The sequence below is a fragment of the Corynebacterium sp. HMSC11E11 genome (assembly GCF_001807025.1).
GTDB lineage: Bacteria > Actinomycetota > Actinomycetes > Mycobacteriales > Mycobacteriaceae > Corynebacterium > Corynebacterium freneyi.
The window spans coordinates 51,680-69,942 of record NZ_KV787138.1 but is presented as its reverse complement, the minus strand read 5'-3'; the positions used below and the strand labels follow the sequence as shown (position 1 = coordinate 69,942).

The 18,263-nt window shown below is 68.6% G+C and carries 15 protein-coding genes; 12 read left to right on the top strand and 3 right to left on the bottom strand.

The window, feature by feature from the left end:
• The first annotated feature begins 504 nt into the window (after positions 1-504).
• From HMPREF3121_RS05975 to HMPREF3121_RS05930, 10 genes are all read left to right on the top strand, one after another.
• Entirely contained in the window at positions 505-2,712 is a 2,208-nt protein-coding gene (locus tag HMPREF3121_RS05975) for a malate synthase G (RefSeq protein ID WP_070520935.1), read from the top strand.
• 279 nt (positions 2,713-2,991) lie between these two features.
• Positions 2,992-3,744, top strand: a complete 753-nt coding sequence (locus HMPREF3121_RS05970; protein WP_070520933.1) for an HAD family hydrolase — start codon at positions 2,992-2,994, stop codon at positions 3,742-3,744.
• 197 nt (positions 3,745-3,941) lie between these two features.
• Positions 3,942-6,338, top strand: coding sequence for a glycoside hydrolase family 65 protein (locus HMPREF3121_RS05965; protein WP_246816088.1), 2,397 nt, complete (start codon positions 3,942-3,944; stop codon positions 6,336-6,338).
• A gap of 289 nt (positions 6,339-6,627) precedes the next feature.
• The gene (locus tag HMPREF3121_RS05960; protein ID WP_070520930.1) at positions 6,628-7,368 is read left to right on the top strand and encodes a succinate dehydrogenase cytochrome b subunit; all 741 of its coding nucleotides are present in this window, start codon (positions 6,628-6,630) and stop codon (positions 7,366-7,368) included.
• 20 nt (positions 7,369-7,388) lie between these two features.
• Complete coding sequence (locus HMPREF3121_RS05955) at positions 7,389-9,410, top strand: fumarate reductase/succinate dehydrogenase flavoprotein subunit (protein WP_070520927.1); 2,022 nt, start codon at positions 7,389-7,391, stop codon at positions 9,408-9,410.
• The gene (locus tag HMPREF3121_RS05950) at positions 9,410-10,159 is read left to right on the top strand and encodes a succinate dehydrogenase/fumarate reductase iron-sulfur subunit (RefSeq protein WP_035119922.1); all 750 of its coding nucleotides are present in this window, start codon (positions 9,410-9,412) and stop codon (positions 10,157-10,159) included. The genes HMPREF3121_RS05955 and HMPREF3121_RS05950 overlap by 1 nt, the downstream gene beginning before the upstream one ends.
• Positions 10,160-10,200: 41 nt before the next feature.
• A complete protein-coding gene (locus HMPREF3121_RS05945) occupies positions 10,201-10,593 on the top strand; it encodes a hypothetical protein (RefSeq protein WP_070520924.1) in 393 nt (130 codons plus the stop codon).
• A gap of 186 nt (positions 10,594-10,779) precedes the next feature.
• Positions 10,780-12,168, top strand: a complete 1,389-nt coding sequence (locus HMPREF3121_RS05940) for a DUF445 domain-containing protein (RefSeq protein ID WP_083291330.1) — start codon at positions 10,780-10,782, stop codon at positions 12,166-12,168.
• 91 nt (positions 12,169-12,259) lie between these two features.
• Positions 12,260-13,435, top strand: a complete 1,176-nt coding sequence (locus HMPREF3121_RS05935) for a hypothetical protein (protein WP_070520921.1) — start codon at positions 12,260-12,262, stop codon at positions 13,433-13,435.
• A complete protein-coding gene (locus HMPREF3121_RS05930; RefSeq protein WP_070520918.1) occupies positions 13,432-13,749 on the top strand; it encodes a DUF2516 family protein in 318 nt (105 codons plus the stop codon). The genes HMPREF3121_RS05935 and HMPREF3121_RS05930 overlap by 4 nt, the downstream gene beginning before the upstream one ends.
• Positions 13,750-13,963: 214 nt before the next feature.
• On the opposite strand, the gene purU is transcribed toward HMPREF3121_RS05930, so the two are convergent.
• The gene (gene purU, locus HMPREF3121_RS05925; protein ID WP_052054126.1) at positions 13,964-14,869 is read right to left on the bottom strand and encodes a formyltetrahydrofolate deformylase; all 906 of its coding nucleotides are present in this window, start codon (positions 14,867-14,869) and stop codon (positions 13,964-13,966) included.
• Positions 14,870-14,906: 37 nt separating this feature from the next.
• Between purU and HMPREF3121_RS05920 the strand changes: the two genes are divergently transcribed.
• The gene (locus HMPREF3121_RS05920; RefSeq protein ID WP_141742999.1) at positions 14,907-15,611 is read left to right on the top strand and encodes a hypothetical protein; all 705 of its coding nucleotides are present in this window, start codon (positions 14,907-14,909) and stop codon (positions 15,609-15,611) included.
• Here HMPREF3121_RS05920 and HMPREF3121_RS05915 read toward each other — a convergent pair.
• Positions 15,608-16,435, bottom strand: coding sequence for a hypothetical protein (locus HMPREF3121_RS05915; protein ID WP_083291329.1), 828 nt, complete (start codon positions 16,433-16,435; stop codon positions 15,608-15,610). The genes HMPREF3121_RS05920 and HMPREF3121_RS05915 overlap by 4 nt on opposite strands.
• A gap of 145 nt (positions 16,436-16,580) precedes the next feature.
• Positions 16,581-17,084 (bottom strand): DUF2505 domain-containing protein, encoded by a 504-nt coding sequence (locus tag HMPREF3121_RS05910; protein ID WP_070520913.1) that lies wholly within the window; start codon positions 17,082-17,084, stop codon positions 16,581-16,583.
• Positions 17,085-17,108: 24 nt separating this feature from the next.
• Here HMPREF3121_RS05910 and HMPREF3121_RS05905 point away from each other — a divergent pair, with 24 nt between their 5' ends.
• On the top strand, positions 17,109-18,248 hold the full coding sequence (locus HMPREF3121_RS05905) for a UDP-N-acetylmuramate dehydrogenase (protein ID WP_070521020.1): 1,140 nt from the start codon (positions 17,109-17,111) through the stop codon (positions 18,246-18,248).
• The last annotated feature ends 15 nt before the right edge of the window (positions 18,249-18,263 follow it).

The following is an 18,263-nucleotide window of genomic DNA, read 5'->3' as shown; positions in this document are numbered from 1 at the left end:
TGTGACGAACCACGTCGGGCATGGCAAAGGGGTGAAGGTCACCCCCCCGCTTTGGGGTGGCGGGCCCTCGGGTGCCGCCATGGCCCGCCTTCTTCGCGGTGCTTCCCGTCATGCAACGGGGAACGGCGTTCGGGGGTGATCCGGTCGCGGAAAAGACCCCATGGTCAGGGCCCATTCCCGAAACCCGAACGGGTGGATCGTCGATTCGATCGCCATCACCGGCCCCCGACCCCTCGTGGCCTCCGCGTATGCGTGAATCCGCGTGGCGCTTCGGCCATCCGACCGCATACAACGGTGCCGCGCGAGACGCGCATCACATATGGTTGTTGCATCGCCAGCGGAAGGCGGACCGACGCAGCGGCTCAAGCCGACCAGGCGCCCGAAAGGCGGCCACGTCGGCCCGTCGTCAAGCGAGACCCCGTCATCCCGACGGCCACACTTTCGCGACGCGCCCGCACAGGGCGTGCGGCGAGCGTGACAACGAACCCTGAATTTAGGAGAGCAATGACTGAGCGCATCACCGCCGGCGGCCTGCAGGTCGCCAAGGTCCTCTACGACTTCGTCAACGACACCGCCCTTCCCGCCGCCGGCATCGAAGACAAGGACGCCTTCTGGCAGGGCTTCGGCGACATCGTCGAGAAGTTCACCCCGCGCAACGTCGAGCTGCTGGCCAAGCGCGACGAGCTGCAGGCCAAGCTCGACGATTACTACCGCGAGAACCCGGGCCAGCAGGACATGGACTCCTACGTCGCCTTCCTGAAGGAGATCGGCTACCTCGTCGAGGACCCGGGCGAGTTCCAGGTGACCACCGCCAACGTGGACGCCGAGATCACCTCCACCGCCGGCCCGCAGCTGGTCGTGCCCGTGCTCAACGCCCGCTTCGCCATCAACGCCGCCAACGCCCGCTGGGGCTCCCTCTACGACGCCCTCTACGGCACCAACGCCATCCCCGAGGACGGCGGCGCCGAGAAGGACACCCCCGGTTACAACAAGGTCCGCGGCGACCGCGTCATCGCCTGGGGCCGCGACTTCCTGGACAAGGCCGTCCCGCTGCTCGAGGGCAGCCACGCGGACGTGACCTCCTACGACATCGTCGACGGCCGCCTGCTGGCCACCATCGACGGCAACCAGGTCGGCCTGCGCGAGCCCGAGGTCCTCGTCGGCTACACCGGCGACGTCGCCAACCCGGACTCCATCTACCTCAAGCACAACGGCCTGCACATCCAGATCCTCATCGACGCCGAGTCGCCCGTCGGCAAGACCGACAAGGCCGGCGTCAAGGACATCGTCCTGGAGGCCGCGGTCACCAACATCATGGACCTCGAGGACTCCGTCGCCGCCGTCGACGCCGCCGACAAGACCCTCGGCTACACCAACTGGCTGGGCCTCAACGTCGGTGACCTGAAGGTCGAGTTCGAGCGCAAGGGCAAGACCCTGACCCGCGAGATCAACGACGACCGCACCTACACCGACCTCGAGGGCAACGAGCAGAAGCTGCACGGCCGCTCGCTCAACCTCGTCCGCAACGTCGGCCACCTGATGCAGAACCCCGCCATCCTCGACCGCAACGGCGAGGAGATCTACGAGGGCATCATGGACGCGGTCATCACCCCGATCTGCGCCATCCCCGGCCTGGACCAGGACAACGCCCGCAAGAACTCCCGCACCGGCTCGATCTACATCGTGAAGCCGAAGCAGCACGGCCCGGAGGAGTCCGCCTTCACCAACGAGCTGTTCGCCGCCGTCGAGGACCTCCTCGGCCTGGAGCGCAACACCATGAAGGTCGGCCTCATGGACGAGGAGCGCCGCACCTCGGTGAACCTCGACGCCGCCATCAAGGAGGTCTCCGAGCGCGTGGTGTTCATCAACACCGGCTTCATGGACCGCACCGGCGACGAGATCCACACCTCCATCCAGGCGGGCCCGATGTTCCGCAAGGCCGTCCAGAAGACCGCCCCGTGGATGCTGGCCTACGAGGACAACAACGTCGACGCCGGCCTGGCGCACGGCCTGCAGGGCAAGGCGCAGATCGGCAAGGGCATGTGGGCCATGACCGAGCAGATGGCCGAGCTGCTGGAGCAGAAGATCGGCCAGCCGAAGCAGGGTGCTTCCACCGCGTGGGTCCCGTCCCCGACCGGCGGCGTCCTCCACGCCACCCACTACCACGAGGTGGACGTGTTCGAGGTCCAGGACAAGCTGCTCACCGACGGCCGCCGTGACACCCGCGAGGACCTGCTGACCATCCCGGTCGCCGCCGCGAAGGCCGGTGACCCGGGCGCCGACTGGTCCGACGAGGAGAAGCAGAACGAGCTGGACAACAACTGCCAGTCGATCCTCGGTTACGTCATCCGCTGGGTCGAGCAGGGCGTCGGCTGCTCCAAGGTTCCGGACATCAACGACGTCGACCTCATGGAGGACCGCGCCACGCTGCGCATCTCCTCGCAGACCCTGGCGAACTGGCTGCTGCACGGCGTCGTGTCGGAGGAGCAGATCATCGACTCGCTGCAGCGCATGGCCGAGGTCGTCGACCGTCAGAACGAGGGCGATGACGCCTACCTGCCGATGGCCACGGACTTCGAGAAGTCCATCGGTTTCCAGGCCGCCAAGGAGCTGATCCTCAAGGGCACCGAGCAGCCGTCGGGCTACACCGAGCCGATCCTGCACCGCGCCCGCCTGGAGTTCAAGAAGCGCGAGGGCATCGACCAGGACTAGTCCCCGCTAATCCCCGTCGGCCTTCGGGCCTTCGGGCCTTCGGGTCGGCGCGACCGGCCCGGCCCCGGCCCGATCGTGGCTTCCGGCGCCCCCGCCCCACCCGCATCTTCGCGGCGTGGGGCGGGGGCGTTTCGCGTGCTCGGGTAACGATTCGGCGGCGAATTCGCGGAGCCCTCCCGCCCACGTCGCGCGGCTGCCGTCAGCCGCTAGGCTGGTGAACCGAATGACACGCCCGCAGCCGGTGGCGTGTCGACCGCGACACCACGAGGAGACCGTCACATGGGAGCCCACCAGTCCGGCGTGACCGACCCCGCGCGATTCGGGGCGGTGCTGTTCGACTTGGACGGGGTGCTCACCCCGACCGCCGACATTCATGAGCGGGCGTGGGGCGACATGTTCCGCGCCTTTTTCGAGGAGCACGGCGCCGAGCCCTACACGGACGCCGACTACTTCGAGCATCTCGACGGCCGTCGCCGCGACGAGGGGATCCGGGCGATGCTCGCGTCGCGCGGCATGTCGCTTGACGACGGTTCGCCTTCCGACACCGAGGCCGACGACACCGTCACCGGTCTGGGGCTGCGGAAGAACGCGGATTTCCTGCGCAGGGTCGAAGCGGGCGTGGTGCCCTACGAGGGGTCGGTGAAGTTCCTCGAGCACCTCGAGGCCGTCGCGGCGGGGGAGGGGAAGGGTTTCCCGAAGCTGGCGGTGGTCAGCTCGTCGCGCAACGCCCGCCCGGTGCTTCGGGCCGCGGGGCTGCTGGAGCGCTTCGAGGTCATCGTCGACGGCAACGTCGCCCATGACCTCGGGCTCGACGGCAAGCCCGCCCCGGCGATGTACCTGTACGCCGCCGAGCAGCTGGGCGTGCCGGCCGCCGAGGCGGTCGTCGTCGAGGACGCGATCTCCGGCGTGCAGTCCGGGTCGGCCGGCGACTTCGGGCTGGTCGTCGGCGTCGATCGCGGTGCCGGCCACGATGCGCTGCTCGCCGGCGGCGCCGATGAGGTGGTCGACGATCTCGCGGAGCTGATCCGATGAGCCACGACGACAAGACGAAGGACTCCGCCACCATCACGGCGGACGCGATCGACGCGGCGGGCGGCGCGAACACCGGCTCGTCGCAAAGCGAAACGACGCCGAGGAGCCGGGCCTCCGAGGAACGTCGCCGCCGACGCCGCGAATTCGAACCCACCCGCGCCGACATCCACCACCACCTCGTCGACGCCGAGGGCCTGATGGACCGCGACATCACCCCCGTCGACGAATGGCGCCTGATCGAAACCAAGCCCGGCGGCATGCCGCTGGGCGTGTCCGAGACCCTGTTCGCCCTGTCCAACGGCTACATCGGCATGCGCGCCAACCCGCCCGAGGGACGCGACTCCGCCGAACACGGCACGTTCATCAACGGCCTGCACGAAACCTGGCACATCCGCCACGCCGAAGACGCCTACGGCCTTGCGCGCGAGGGGCAGTCGATCATCAACGCCCCCGACTCCAAGGCGATGCGCCTGTACATCGACGACGAACCGCTGCGCCTGGGCAACGCCGAAGTCCACGACTACGAACGTTCCCTCGACTTCCGCGACGGCCTGCTGCGCCGCCGCTTCAACTGGCGCACCCCGGGCGGCAAGCAGGTCCGCGTCACCAGCGACCGCATGGTCAGCTTCCAGGAAAAGCACGTCGCCGTCATGTCGCTCGAAGTCGAACTGCTCGACTCCGACGCCGCCGTGGTCATCAACTCGCAGATCCTCAACCGCCAGGACGGCGAGGACGAATACCACGACGCCGCCGCCGCCCAGGGTTCCGAACTCGACCCCCGCCGCGCCGAAACGCTGGAGGACCGGGTCCTCAACCCGACGTTCCAGGCCGAGGGCGAGGAGCGGTCCACCCTGGCGTTCCGCTGCGCCCGGTCCGGCATGACGGTCGCCTGCGCGATGGACCACCGGTTCACCATCACCACCCCCGACGGCAGCGACCCATACCTGGAAATCGACCAGCGCACCGAACAGGACTCCGCGCAGATCCTGTACCACGTCAACGCGCCGAAGGGCTCGATCATCCGGCTCGAGAAGTTCGTCTCGTACCACTCGTCGCGCCACGTCCGCGGCGAGGAGCTGGCCTTCCGCTGCGCCCGCACCCTCAACCGCGTGCGCCGCATCGGCCTGCGCACCCTGCAGGAAAACCAGCAGGAATGGCTCGAACGGTTCTGGGAACGCTCCGACGTCGTCGTGCACAACCAGCCGGAGATCCAGCAGGCCGTGCGCTGGAACATCTGGCAGCTGGTGCAGGCGTCGGCCCGCGCGGAAATCCAGGGCATCCCGGCCAAGGGCATGACCGGCACCGGCTACGGCGGCCACTACTTCTGGGACACGGAGATCTACGTCCTCCCGTTCCTGTCGTACACGTCGCCGGCGTTCGCCAGGAATGCGCTGCGGTTCCGCTGGGACATGCTCGACGCCGCCTGGGAACGCGCCGACGAGCTCGCCCACGACGGCGCCCTGTTCCCGTGGCGCACCATCAACGGCCTGGAGTCCTCCGCCTACTACGCGGCCGGTACGGCGCAGTACCACATTGACGCGGACATCGTGTACGCGCTGATGAAGTACGTCTACGCCACCGGCGACGTCGAGTTCCTGCTGCGCGAGGGCACCGACCTGCTGTTGTCGACGGCGCGGTTCTGGATGTCGCTGGGCTTCTTCGACCCCGATCGCGCGGAGTTCCAGATCCACTCGGTGACGGGCCCCGACGAGTACAACACGGTGGTGAACAACAACCTGTACACCAACGTGATGGCGCAATATAACCTCACCGCCGCCGCCGACGTGCTCCGCCAGATGATGACCGAGCGTCCGGAGGCCTTCCGCGAGATCTGCCACCGCTACAACCTCGAGGTGTCGGAGATCGAGGAGTGGGAGGAAGCCGCGGCCAAGATGTACATCCCGTTCAACGAACGGCTCGGCATCCACCCCCAGGACGACCAGTTCCTGCTGCGCAAGCGCTGGAACCTCGACGACCCGGAGGTCGGGCCGAAGCGTCCGCTGCTGCTGCACTACCATCCGCTGACCATTTACCGGCACCAGATCATCAAGCAGGCCGACGTCGTGCTGGCCCTGTTCCTCATGGGCGACAAGTTCACCCAGGAGGAAAAGCGCGCCGACTACGACTACTACGACCCGTTGACGACGGGCGACTCGTCGCTGTCGGCGGTCGTGCAGTCGATCGTGGCGGCGGAGCTGGGCTACGGCGACAAGGCCATCGATTTCTTCATCCGCGGCCTGTACGTCGACTTGGCGAACCTGCACGGCAACGCGGCCGACGGGGTCCACGTCGCGTCGGCGGGTGGCGTGTGGCAGTCGCTGGTGTACGGCTTCGGCGGTTTCCGCGACTACGACGGGGAGTTCAGCATCGATCCGCAGCTGCCGGACGAGTGGGACGGCCTGACCTACCGCGTCACCATCCACGGTTGCCGCATGCGGGTGACGGTCCGCCGTCGCACGGTGGAGGTCGTCGTGGAGGAGGGCGAGCACGCGCTCGGCCCGATCAACATCGCCGGCCATGAGGTGATCGTAGGGCATGAGCCGCTGACCATCGTCGTGGGCGAACGCGAGGAGCACGAGCCGGCGAAGGAATAGGGGACGTCCGGTGCGAAAAGCTTTCTAAATAGCACCATCGACGTCGAAAAGCCAGCCCTGGGCGGGCGGAATCCGGGATTCCGCCCGCTTTTTGCTTTACGACGGCCCGCGTGCCCGATACCGGGTGTGAATGGTAGGGAATTATGCGCGGAAAACCTGCGAAAATCCACAAATCTGAGAGTTGCCTAGGGTGGGGGTGCCGAAACCTGTGAAATTCCTCACCCAGATGGGGGATAAATGGTGACGGTGGGCTCAGTGACTTTAAAGTGAACGTGACACTGGAGGTGCCATGACTGTTACAAGTTCCAACCGTGACGCGATCGCGCACGGAAAAATCACTTTTGAGCCGCTGCGTGAGCGGCCCAAGTTCCCGTCCTGGGCCCTGAAGCTGATTATGGCCGTCACCGGCGTGATCTTCGGGCTCTTCGTCATCGTCCACATGCTGGGCAACCTGAAGGTCTTCGCGGGCGCGGGCGACTTCAACGCGTACGCGGCGTTCCTGCGCTCCGTCGGCGCCCCGGCCGTCCCGGAAGAGGGCGTGCTGTGGATCTTCCGCATCGTGCTGCTCGTCGCCGTGGTCCTGCACGTCTACGGCGCCTTCGCGCTGCACGGTCGTGCCCGCCAGTCCCGCGGCAAGTTCCGCCGCCAGGGCATGGTCAACAGCTGGAACACGTTTACCGCCCGCACGATGATCATCACCGGCATCGTTCTGCTGGCGTTCATCATCTTCCACATCCTGGACCTGACCATCGGCGCCGCCGTGGCCCCGGCGGACTTCGTCCACGGTGAGGCCTACGCCAACCTCGTGGCCTCGTTCTCGCGGCCGGCCGTCGCCATCTGGTACATCATCGCCCAGCTGGCGCTGCTGCTGCACCTGTCCCATGGCCTGTGGACCGCCACCAGCGACCTCGGCATCACCGGCGCCCGCTGGCGCAAGGTCCTGCTGTTCCTGTCCGGCCTCATCCCGCTGCTGGTCGTCGTCGGCAACATTGCCATCCCGGTGGCCGTGCTCACCGGCGTGGTCAGCTAGGTCGAGAAGGGTATTCGATAATGACGAACACTGAAATGCAGACTGGCGCCACCGATTTCAAGGCGCCCGAGTCCGTCGTCGACGGCGTTGTCATCGGCGGCGTGCTCGGCGACAACTCGCCGGGCGACAAGGCCCCGATGCGGGATCACTGGGAGTACCAGAAGGACCACTACAACCTGGTCTCCCCGCTGAACCGCCGCAAGTTCCGCATCCTCGTCGTCGGCACCGGCCTGTCCGGTGGCGCCGCCGCGGCCGCCCTGGGCGAGCTCGGCTACGACGTGAAGGCGTTCACCTACCACGACGCCCCGCGCCGCGCGCACTCCATCGCCGCGCAGGGTGGCGTGAACTCCGCCCGCGGCAAGAAGGTGGACAACGACGGCGCGTACCGCCTGGTCAAGGACACCGTCAAGGGCGGCGACTTCCGTTGCCGCGAGAACGACTGCTGGCGCCTGGGCATCGAGTCCACCCGCGTCATCGACCACATGAACGCCATCGGCGCGCCGTTCGCGCGCGAGTACGGCGGCGCCCTGGCCACCCGTTCCTTCGGTGGCGTGCAGGTCTCCCGCACGTACTACACCCGTGGCCAGACGGGTCAGCAGCTGCAGCTGTCGACCGCCTCGGCGCTGCAGCGTCAGGTCGGCCTGGGCAACGTCGAGATGTTCACCCACAACGAGCTCGTCGACGTCATCGTCGCCGACGGCCGTTGCCAGGGTGCCGTCATGCGCAACCTGATCACCGGCGAGCTGACGGCCCACACCGCCCACGCGGTCGTGCTGGCCACCGGCGGTTACGGCAACGTGTACCACATGTCCACGCTGGCGATTAACTCCAACGCGTCGGCCATCATGCGCGCGTACGACCAGGGCGCCTACTTCGCGTCCCCGTCGTTCATCCAGTTCCACCCGACCGGCCTGCCGGTCAACGCGCACTGGCAGTCCAAGACCATTCTGATGTCGGAGTCCCTGCGCAACGATGCGCGAATCTGGACCCCGAAGAAGAAGGGCGACGACCGTCCGGCCAACGACATCCCGGAGGACGAGCGCGACTACTTCCTGGAGCGCCGCTACCCGGCCTTCGGCAACCTGGTTCCGCGTGACGTCGCGTCCCGCGCGAACGCCCAGCAGATCAACGCCGGCTACGGCGTCGGCCCGCTGAACAACTCCGTGTACCTGGACCTGCGCGACGCCATCGAGCGCCTGGGCAAGGACACCATCAAGGAGCGCTACTCGAACCTCATCCAGATGTACGAGGAGGCCATCGGCGAGGACCCGTACGAGGTCCCGATGCGAATCGCGCCGACCTGCCACTTCACCATGGGTGGTCTGTGGAGCGACTTCAACCAGATGACCTCCATCCCGGGCCTGTTCACCGGCGGCGAGTGCTCCTGGACGTACCACGGCGCGAACCGCCTGGGCGCCAACTCGCTGCTGTCCGCTTCGGTCGACGGCTGGTTCACCCTGCCGTTCTCCGTGCCGAACTACCTCGGCCCGCTGCTCGGCCAGGATCGCCTCTCCGAGGACGCCCCCGAGGTCGCCGAGGCCATCGACCGTGCTCGCACCCGCCTGGACAAGCTGATGAGCATCGGCGGCACCCACGGCGCCGAGTACTTCCACCGCCAGCTGGGCGAGGAGCTGTACCGCGTGTGCGGCGTCGCCCGCAACAAGGAGGATCTGGCCGAGGGCCTGGAGAAGATCCGCGAGCTGCGCAAGCAGTTCTGGTCCGACCTGTTCATCCCGGGCAACCCGGACGAGATGAACCAGCAGCTCGAGTACGCCAACCGCGTCGCGGACTACCTCGACCTCGGCGAGCTCATGTGCGTCGACGCCCTGGACCGTGACGAGTCCTGTGGCGCGCACTACCGCGAAGACCACATCGACGAAGAGGGCGAAGCCCAGCGCGACGATGAGAACTGGTGCTTCGTCTCCGCGTGGGAACGCGGCGACAACGGCCCCGCGTGGGATCTGAAGAGCAACACCCTGATCCGCCACGCCGAGCCGCTCACGTTCGAGGCCGTCCCGCTCATGACAAGGAACTACAAGTAATGAAACTGCACCTTGAAATCTGGCGCCAGGCCGGTCCGCAGACCGAGGGGCACTTCGAAAGCGTCGACGTCGATGACGCCGTCGCCGAGATGTCCATCCTGGAGCTTCTCGACCACGTCAACTCCAAGTACGTCGAGTCCGGCAAGGAGCCGTTCGCGTTCGCGTCCGACTGCCGCGAGGGCATTTGCGGCACCTGTGGCTTGAACGTCAACGGACGTCCCCACGGCCCGGGCAAGAACACCCCGACCTGTCAGCAGCGTCTGTTCCAGTTCAAGGACGGCGACACGCTGAAGATCGAGCCGATGCGCTCCGCCGCGTACCCGGTCATCCGCGACATGGTCGTCGACCGTTCCGCGCTGGACCGCGTGATGGAGAAGGGCGGCTACGTCTCCGTGTTCCCGGGCACCGCCCCGGACGCGGACACGCTGCACGTCAACCACCAGACCGCCGAGCGCGCCCTCGACCACGCCGCCTGCATCGGCTGCGGCGCCTGCGTCGCCGCCTGCCCGAACGGTGCCGCGCACCTGTTCACCGGCGCGAAGCTGGTGCACCTGTCGCTGCTGCCGATGGGCAAGCAGGAGCGCGGCAAGCGCGCCACGAACATGGTCGACGAGATGGAGACCAACTTCGGCCCCTGCTCCCTGTTCGGCGAGTGTGCCGACGTCTGCCCGGCCGGCATCCCCCTCACGGCGGTTGCCGCGATCACCAAGGAGCGGGCCCGTGCGGCATTCCGCTCCAAGGACGACTAAGCTGGGAACCCATTAACCGGGGCCTCAGGAAGGATTAAGAAATGGCTACGTCCACCGCCAAGCGCTACCGCGGCGAAGAGCACTTCGTCGACGGCTACGTGCCGCAGAGCTTGAACGCCGAGTACTCGTCCCTGCACCGCTCCGCCACTTGGATCGGCGCCGGTATGTGGCTCGCGTCGCTCGCCGCATGGGGTTGCTTCATCTTCGGCCTGGCCGTGTCGGGCATGGACACCACGTCCGCGCACGAGGTCGGCGCCGTCGCCTTCGGAGAGCCGGGCTACACCCCGCCGCTGGGACAGGACTTCAACCCGTCGCTGTTCCTGTGGGGCGGTCTGATCGCGGCCATCGTGATGGACGTGGCCGGCTTCCTCCTCATCCTCAACGGTCGCAAGCAGTACCTGGCGTACCGTCGCGAGTTCGGCGGCCACCACTAAGCCCCGCTGAACTAGGCCGGACCTGGTCCGGCACCTCCCGGGCGCGCCCCCGTCACCGCTTCATGCGGCGGCGGGGGCGCGCCCCTTTTGACATGTTCGGGCAAGATCCCCGCTCCGGGGACGGGATCCGATGGGGCGGAACCCCGCGTGCCCAAGCGATCCGGGTGAAGGGCCATAATCGAAGGCATGCCAGCCCACGCACAACCCAATGCCACCGACGGCCCCCAGGTGGGCGTCGTCACGCACGAGGCGCCGAACACCACCGCGCCGGAAGGCAACCGCCTCGCCGTGCCCGGGCCCTCGCCGGAAACCGAAGCGCGGAAACGCCGCGAACTGCGCAACGCCAAGGCGTTCGCCACGGGCCTGCTGATCATCGCGACGCTGACGTACCTGGTCTGCCGCTGGCTCGAAGCCGACGCGACCTCCAACGGCGAGATCCCCGCGGCCTGGATCGGCTACGTTCGCGCGGCCAGCGAGGCCGGCATGGTCGGCGCGCTGGCCGACTGGTTCGCCGTCACCGCCCTGTTCCGGCACCCCATGGGCATCCCCATCCCGCACACCGCCATCGTCCGCCGCAAGAAGGACCAGGTCGGGCGGTCGCTGGCCAGCTTCATCGGCGACAACTTCCTCAACCCCGCGCTGGTGGTGGAGAAGGTCCGGTCGCTGGAGATCACCGACCGCGTCGGATCGTGGCTCGTCGAACCGGGTTCGGCGGACAAGGTCTCCGAACGCGTGGGCACGTTCGTCGGCAACGTGCTGGAGGCGGTCGATCCGGCGGACGCGGAGGCCGTGATCAAATCCGCCGTCGTGGACCGGCTCGCCGAACCGCAGTGGGGCCCGCCGGCGGGGCGGATCCTGGAGCAGCTCATCGAGGAGGGGCGCACCGAGCCCATCGTCCAGCAGCTGTCCGAATGGCTGCACCGCAAGGCGAAAACCAGCCAGGGGCTCATCGACTCGATGGTCGGCGACCGAGCACCGTCGTGGGCCCCGCAGTTCGTCAACGACATGATCGGTGAACGCGTCCACCGCGAGGTCGTGGAATGGACGTGGCACGTGAAGTCCGATCCGGACCACGAGGCGCGACAGGCGCTGCGCCGCGGGCTGAAGAAGCTGGCGCACGACCTGCGGGAGGACCCGACCACCATGGCGCGCGTCGAGGGCCTCAAGGCGGACCTGCTCGGTTCGCAGGCCGTGGTGGCCGCGCCGGGGGCGATCTGGAAGTCGACGGCCGAGTCGCTCATCGAATCCGCCCGCGACCCCGAGTCGCTGCTGCGCCGCAAGATCGCCGAGGCCGCCGAGCGCTACGGGCACCGGCTCAACGGGGACGCCGAACTGCGCGCGTCGATCGACGACCGCATCGAAAAGGGCGCGACGTTCCTGGCGGAGAACTACGCCGGCGAGATCACGTCGATCATCTCCGAAACGGTGGAGCGCTGGGACGCCGATGAGGCGTCGGAGAAGATCGAGTTGATGGTCGGTCGCGACCTGCAGTTCATCCGCGTCAACGGCACCCTCGTGGGATCGCTGGCCGGGTTGGCCATCTACACGTTCTCCACGCTCATCTTCGGCGGGTGACGCCGGGGCGGGGGAATCGGGAACATTGCGCTGACGTGGAACGTTGGTGGTACGTAGACTGGCGGCGACGGCTATTCACCGAGGAGCAGAGATGACCGATCACGACGGCACCGACGGACACGAGGGGCCGACGCACCACGCGGCCCGCAACGAACGCGACGAAAAGCTCGGCCAGGCCCTGGATCTGGTCAAGACCCCGTTCTACGCATGGATCGGCGCCGGCGTGCGCACGGTCGAGATCCTGGGCGACATCGGGGCCCGCGTGCGTGCGGAGGAGGAGTCCCGCGACGGTGTCGCGGATGTGCGTGACGACGCCGACGCGGATGCGGAGACGACCGCGGGCAAGGAAAGCGGGGGCATCGCCGAGGGCGTGGCCGGCCGCGTGCGCGATGCGCGCCGGAAGGTCCGGGACCTGGGCGACAACGCGGGCGAGCAGTCCCGCGAGGCGTTCCTCAAGGCCCTCGAGGCGGCGCAGGAGGCGTTCAACGACGCCGTGTCCAAGGCGCAGGCCGGCGGTGACCGCGCCTTCGCTTCCGCCCAGGCCCTGCCGGACGATGTGGCGGCGCGCGCCGAGCAACTCAAGCCGGAGCAGCTGCGCGCCATCGCAGACGGGTACCTGGAGGCGGCCTCGAAGATCTACCGCGAGCTGGCGGCCCGTGGCGAGCGGGCCGTGGACGACGGCGTGAACGTGGCCAAGGAGCGCGGTGCCTCGCTGGGCGCCGGTTTCCCGGGTGCGCGCGCCGCGGGCGACGACGAGGGTGAGGCGAAGGACGGGGCGAAGGGTTCCGGGCGCGACGCCGACCCGGTTTCCGCGATCTTCGGCAAGCTGCCGTTCGCCGGTGCCGCCGCCGAGCGGGTGGCCGGCTCCATCGAAGACGTGGCCCGCGAGACCGTGAAGCCGCTGCAGGACGCCGGCCAGGAGTTCCTGGGGCGCTTCGACCAGGAGAAGGTCGCGACTCAGGTGGAGTCGCTGCTGCACCAGGCCGCCGACATCACCGAGCAGTTGCTGGGCGCCCTGCGCGCCGAGGACGCCGCCTCCGGTGTCGCCGCCGACGGTGACGTGGTGGATGCCGATGCGGACGTCGTCGACGGGGAGGTCGTCGCCGAGGCTGCCGACGAAGGGGCCGCCGATGCGGAGGAGACCATCGCCGAGGCCGACGAGGCCGTGGCCGACGCCGCCGATGAGGCCGCTGCGGAGGGCTCCGACGATGCCTCCGAGGACGGCGACGCCGCCGACGAGTCCGCGGAGGACGACGCCGACCGATGATCATCGAGATTTACAAGTGGATCGAGATCATCTTCCGCATCGGTCTGCCGATGCTGGTGGCCGTCGCGGCCATCATCGGGTTGATCATGGTCCTGACCACGCGCGCCGACGCGTTCGACGCCGCCGACCGCAAGAGCAAGGGCGTGTGGGCCGGCTTGCTCGGCGGTTCCGCCGTGTTCCTTGCGTTTCCCATGATCGGCTGGATGATGCTCGGCATCCCGATCATCGCCGCGATGGTGATCACCGGCATCTACTGGCTGGACGTGCGGCCGCAGATCCGCGGCATCCTGGATAACGCCCAGGGCAGCTGGTAGCCCCGGCGCCGGATCCCGGAGCCCCGGGCCGACGCCGACCCTTCAACCGCAAACCACGGGGTCCAAACTGCGGGGTCGCCCGTTTTTCGGCCCTTAACCACGGGGTTGCCACCGACCCCGTGGTTTAGACCCCGTCGTTTGGGCGGGGAGTTGAGGCGCGTCGGCTTTCGCACGTCCGGGTGGGCGGAGTTCGCACCCCGCCGTGGCCCGGCGCCTAATCGAAGACGACGGTGCGGTTGCCGTACACCTGCACGCGGTCCTCCAAGTGCCAGCGCAGGCCGCGGGCGAGAACCTGCTTCTCGGCGTCGCGGCCCTCGCGCTGCATGTCGCGCGGGGTGTCCTTGTGGGAGACGCGGATGACGTCCTGCTCGATGATCGGGCCGTCGTCGAGATCCGACGTGGCGTAGTGGCAGGTCGCGCCGATGAGCTTCACGCCCCGCTTGTGCGCCTGGTGGTACGGGCGGGCGCCCATGAACGACGGCAGGAAGCTGTGGTGGATGTTGATGGCGCGGCCCTCCCACATCTCGCACAGGTCCGGCGGCAGGATCTGCATGAAGCGCGCCAGCACGATGGCGTCGGGGTCCTCTGCGTTGACCAGTTCGGCGACCTCGTCGAAGGCCTTCCGCTTGCCGATGGCGTCCTTCGGGAAGGGCACGTGGTGGAAGGGCACGCCATGCGCCCGGGCCAGCGGCTCGAGGTTGTCGTGGTTGCCGATGACCGCGGCGATGTCCATGGGGTAGTCGTTCTGGTCGACGCGGCCGAGGAGGTCCTGCAGGCAGTGTCCTTCCTTGGTCACGAGGATCACCGCGCGCTTGGGCACGCCGTTGTCGCTGATCTTCCACTTCGCCTCGGGGCCGAGCTGTTCGACGACGGGGCGGAAGGCCTCGCGGATCTCCTCCAGCGTCATGTCGAGTTCGTCGGCGCGGACGGCCTGGCGGGTGAAGAACCACTTGCTCTCGGGGTCGGAGAAGAAGTGGGCCTCGGTGATCCAGGCGCCGATTCCGGTCAGGAACGACGACAGGTGGGAGACGATGCCGGTCGAGTCGGGGCAGCCGAGCGTCAGGATGTACTGGCGCTCCTGCGGGGCCTGCTTCGGTTGGGCCAACGGTGAACGGGTCATTCCCGGCATTTTAGTCGGCGGGCTTACGCTGGGGTCCATGAGCCATCCGTTTGCCGTGCAGAATGCCGCGAAGACCGATGTCGCGATCGTCGATCCCGAGTTGTCCGCCGACGGGGTTCGCGCGGCGGTGGAGGCGGCGGCGGAGGCCGGGTGCGCGGGGGTGCGGTTGTTGCCCGCGATGATGGGCGCGCTGGGCGGGGCGGATGCGGGTCGGCTGCGGGTGGGGGTGGTGTGCGGCTTTCCGACGGGCCGGTCCCACATTTTGGTCAAGGCCGCGGAGGCGCGTTTGGCGGCGGAGCACGGTGCGCATGATGTGGCGGTCGTCCTGGATCGGGCGGCGGTGGCCGCGGGCGACGTCAATGCGGTGTTGTCGGAGGTGGTGGCGTTGCGTGGGGCGGTGGCCGCGCCGACGCAGCTGACGGTGGTGGTCGAGGCGGGGCTGCATGCCTCGGGTGTGCTTGACGACGACGCCTTCGACCGGATCATCGGTGCCATCGCCGCCGGCGGGGCGGATGCCATCGCCACCGGAACGGGGTGGGGGACGGTCGGTGCGGCCGTGGGGGAGACCGGCCCGGAGCAGATTCTGCGCATTCGGGCGGCGGCGCCGGGCGTCGGAGTCATCGCGGTGATCGGGGAGGAGATGACCGATGACGCGCGGGACCCCGGTCGCTGCGCCGGTGAAGCGCTGGCGGCCGGGGCCCATGTGGTGCAGGTGCCGGGACCGTTGCCGGATTCCGTTTAGCGGTACTCGATCGCCGAGAGGCCCGACAGCGCGATGTCGGCGCCCTCGAGGGTGATGGACACGCCGCCGTCGGTGACCGCGATGTCCGCGACGGTGAAGCCGTGGCCGATGTCCTGCACGGGGCCCGCCACGGCGGCTTCGGCGAACAGGGAGATCAGGCCGCCGGCGTCGATGCCCATGAAGGAGCCGCCCTCGACTTCGGCGGTGACGCCGCCGTCGCGGACCACCGGGCGCAGGTCGACGGTGGCCAGGCCGCCGGAGAACTCGGCGGTGAGCACCCCGCGATCCGGGTGCGGGGTCAGGTCGGTCAGGCGCACGGCCGAGGTCACCAGATCCTCGAAGAAGTTGCCCGACCCGCCCGACGCATCGGAGACGCGGAGGTTGGCCTCGGCGATCATCAGCTCCGGCGGCAGTTCGGCGACGACCTCGACCTGCTTGGCCACCGGGTCGCTGGTGTTGGAGATGTCCACGTCGGTGAGGGTGACGTCCGCCGCCGGCGAGCCGACGATGCGCGGTGCGCCGTTTTCGGCGCGGGGGTCGGTGATGTCCAGAGTCGACGGGGTCTTCAGGTTCATGCCGCCGAGTTCGCTGGTCGCCAGCGCCAGCAGCACCGGGCTCGAGCCGAACGACGTCTGCACGTCTTCGGTCACCACGGCGCCGCGGGCCTCCTCCTGCTCGCGGAAACCGTCCGCGATTTCCTTGCCCAGGAACATCCTCAGGGCGATTTCGCCGACGATCAGCACCAGGGCGATGACAAGCACCACCCCGATGATCGTTCCCACCGGGTTTCCCCGCTTCTTGGACTTTCCGATCTTCGCGTTCACGTGTCACAGCATGACGCAAACACTCCGTCGGAGCCAACGAACGCCACGACGGCGAACGCCCGCACACCGTGGGGTGCGCGGGCGCGGGCCGTCGCAAAGCAAACGACGGACGGTGCGGCGACTGCCGCCGCCGGGACGGGACGGATCAGGCGTTGCCGGCCAGGTACTCCTGCAGGACGGCGGCTTCGCGCTGGAAGATGCCGTCGACGGCGGCGGCGACCTTCGGCTCGAGGATCGCGCCCATCATCGGCACGTTCACGGTGACGTCGGCGCCGGTGACGATGGCCGAACCATCGCCGGCCGGGGACAGCTTCTGGGTGCCCGAGAACGTCACCGGCATGCCCGTGACGTCGGCGGTGACCGTCGCATCGGCGGTATCGCCGGACAGCGGGCCCCAGGAGATCTTGCGCACGACGACGAGGTCGTTCTTGATCAGGGTCTTGACGGCGTCCGGCAGGGCGTCGGTGGCCAGGGTCTGCTTGATCTCGACGTTGACGCGGTCGCCCTCGTTGTCGAAGGAGACGACCTCGCCGGCGGGCATGGACGGGTTCTCGGCCAGGAACGTCCAGTAGGCGTTGTCCGACAGGGCCGCGTGGACCTTCTCGGGGGCGTAATTGACGTTGGCGGTGATTTCGGTATGGGAAGCCATGGGCCCGATACTAACGTGGGGGGCGTGCACGAATCAGCCTTGACGCGAATCTCCGTAGTTTCCGGGGCCAAAATCGACCACGACGTGGCTTTCCGCGATCTGACGACGCTGCGCCTCGGCGGCAAACCCGCCGCCGCGGTGCGCTGCTCGACCGTCGACGCGGTCGTCGACGTCGTTCGGACGCTCGACGAGGAGGGCGTGCCGCTGCTCGTCGTCGGCGGCGGATCGAACCTCGTCGTCGCCGACGAACCCGGCGACCTGGTGGCCGTGATCATCGAGGCCGACGACATTGCGCTGGGCACGTCCGGGCACGGGCTCGACGTCGATGGCGCGACCGTGGAGGCGGAGGCCGGCGCGGTGTGGGACGACGTGGTGGAGATGTCCGTCGCCGCCGGGTTCGGCGGGCTGGAGTGCCTGTCGGGCATTCCCGGGTCGGCGGGGGCGACGCCGGTGCAGAACGTCGGCGCGTACGGCGTGGAGGTGTCGTCGACGTTGGAGAGCGTGCGGTTGTACGACCGTCGCACCGGCGCCGACGAGTGGGTGTCGCCGGAGTCCCTCGAGCTGGCGTACCGGTACTCGAATCTGAAATTCACCGCGCGGGCCGTGGTGCTGGCCGTGCGGTTCCGCCTGACCGTCGACGGGTTGTCGGCGCCGCTGCGATACGGCGAGTTGGCCAAGCGCCTGGGCGTCGGCCCGGAGGAGGGCGCGTCCGGCGAGGCCCGCCGCCCCGTCGCCGACGTGCGCGAGGCCGTGCTGGCCCTGCGTCGCGGCAAGGGCATGGTGCTTGACGACGCCGACCACGACACCTGGTCCGCCGGTTCGTTCTTCACGAACCCGATCGTCGGAGAGGCCGAGGTGGAGGCCGTGCGGGAGCGGGTGGCGCGCAGGTGCGGTGCGGACGTCGCCGAGTCGATGCCGTCGTACCCGGGCGGGAAGCTGTCGGCGGCGTGGCTCATCGAGCGCGCCGGTTTCCCGAAGGGCCACCCGGGACCGGAGGCGCCGGCGCGGCTGTCGACGAAGCACACGTTGGCGTTGACCAACCGGGGCGGGGCGACGTCGGCGGACCTCATCGCCTTGGCGCGCGAGGTCCGCGACGGCGTCCGGGACGCCTTCGGAGTGACCCTGGTGCCCGAGCCGGTGTGGATCGGCGCCGAGCTGGACTAACGCCGGGCCGGCGCC

Excerpts from the sequence above, each read along its gene's own strand:
- HMPREF3121_RS05960 (WP_070520930.1), top strand. The coding sequence starts at position 6,628 with ATGACTGTTACAAGTTCCAACCGTGACGCGATCGCGCACGGAAAAATC.
- HMPREF3121_RS05920 (WP_141742999.1), top strand. The coding sequence starts at position 14,907 with ATGAGCCATCCGTTTGCCGTGCAGAATGCCGCGAAGACCGATGTCGCG.
- HMPREF3121_RS05930 (WP_070520918.1), top strand. The coding sequence starts at position 13,432 with ATGATCATCGAGATTTACAAGTGGATCGAGATCATCTTCCGCATCGGT.
- HMPREF3121_RS05950 (WP_035119922.1), top strand. The coding sequence starts at position 9,410 with ATGAAACTGCACCTTGAAATCTGGCGCCAGGCCGGTCCGCAGACCGAG.
- HMPREF3121_RS05970 (WP_070520933.1), top strand. The coding sequence starts at position 2,992 with ATGGGAGCCCACCAGTCCGGCGTGACCGACCCCGCGCGATTCGGGGCG.
- HMPREF3121_RS05910 (WP_070520913.1), bottom strand. The coding sequence starts at position 17,084 with ATGGCTTCCCATACCGAAATCACCGCCAACGTCAATTACGCCCCCGAG.
- HMPREF3121_RS05945 (WP_070520924.1), top strand. The coding sequence starts at position 10,201 with ATGGCTACGTCCACCGCCAAGCGCTACCGCGGCGAAGAGCACTTCGTC.
- purU (WP_052054126.1), bottom strand. The coding sequence starts at position 14,869 with ATGACCCGTTCACCGTTGGCCCAACCGAAGCAGGCCCCGCAGGAGCGC.
- HMPREF3121_RS05940 (WP_083291330.1), top strand. The coding sequence starts at position 10,780 with ATGCCAGCCCACGCACAACCCAATGCCACCGACGGCCCCCAGGTGGGC.
- HMPREF3121_RS05935 (WP_070520921.1), top strand. The coding sequence starts at position 12,260 with ATGACCGATCACGACGGCACCGACGGACACGAGGGGCCGACGCACCAC.
- HMPREF3121_RS05975 (WP_070520935.1), top strand. The coding sequence starts at position 505 with ATGACTGAGCGCATCACCGCCGGCGGCCTGCAGGTCGCCAAGGTCCTC.
- HMPREF3121_RS05965 (WP_246816088.1), top strand. The coding sequence starts at position 3,942 with ATGGACCGCGACATCACCCCCGTCGACGAATGGCGCCTGATCGAAACC.
- HMPREF3121_RS05955 (WP_070520927.1), top strand. The coding sequence starts at position 7,389 with ATGACGAACACTGAAATGCAGACTGGCGCCACCGATTTCAAGGCGCCC.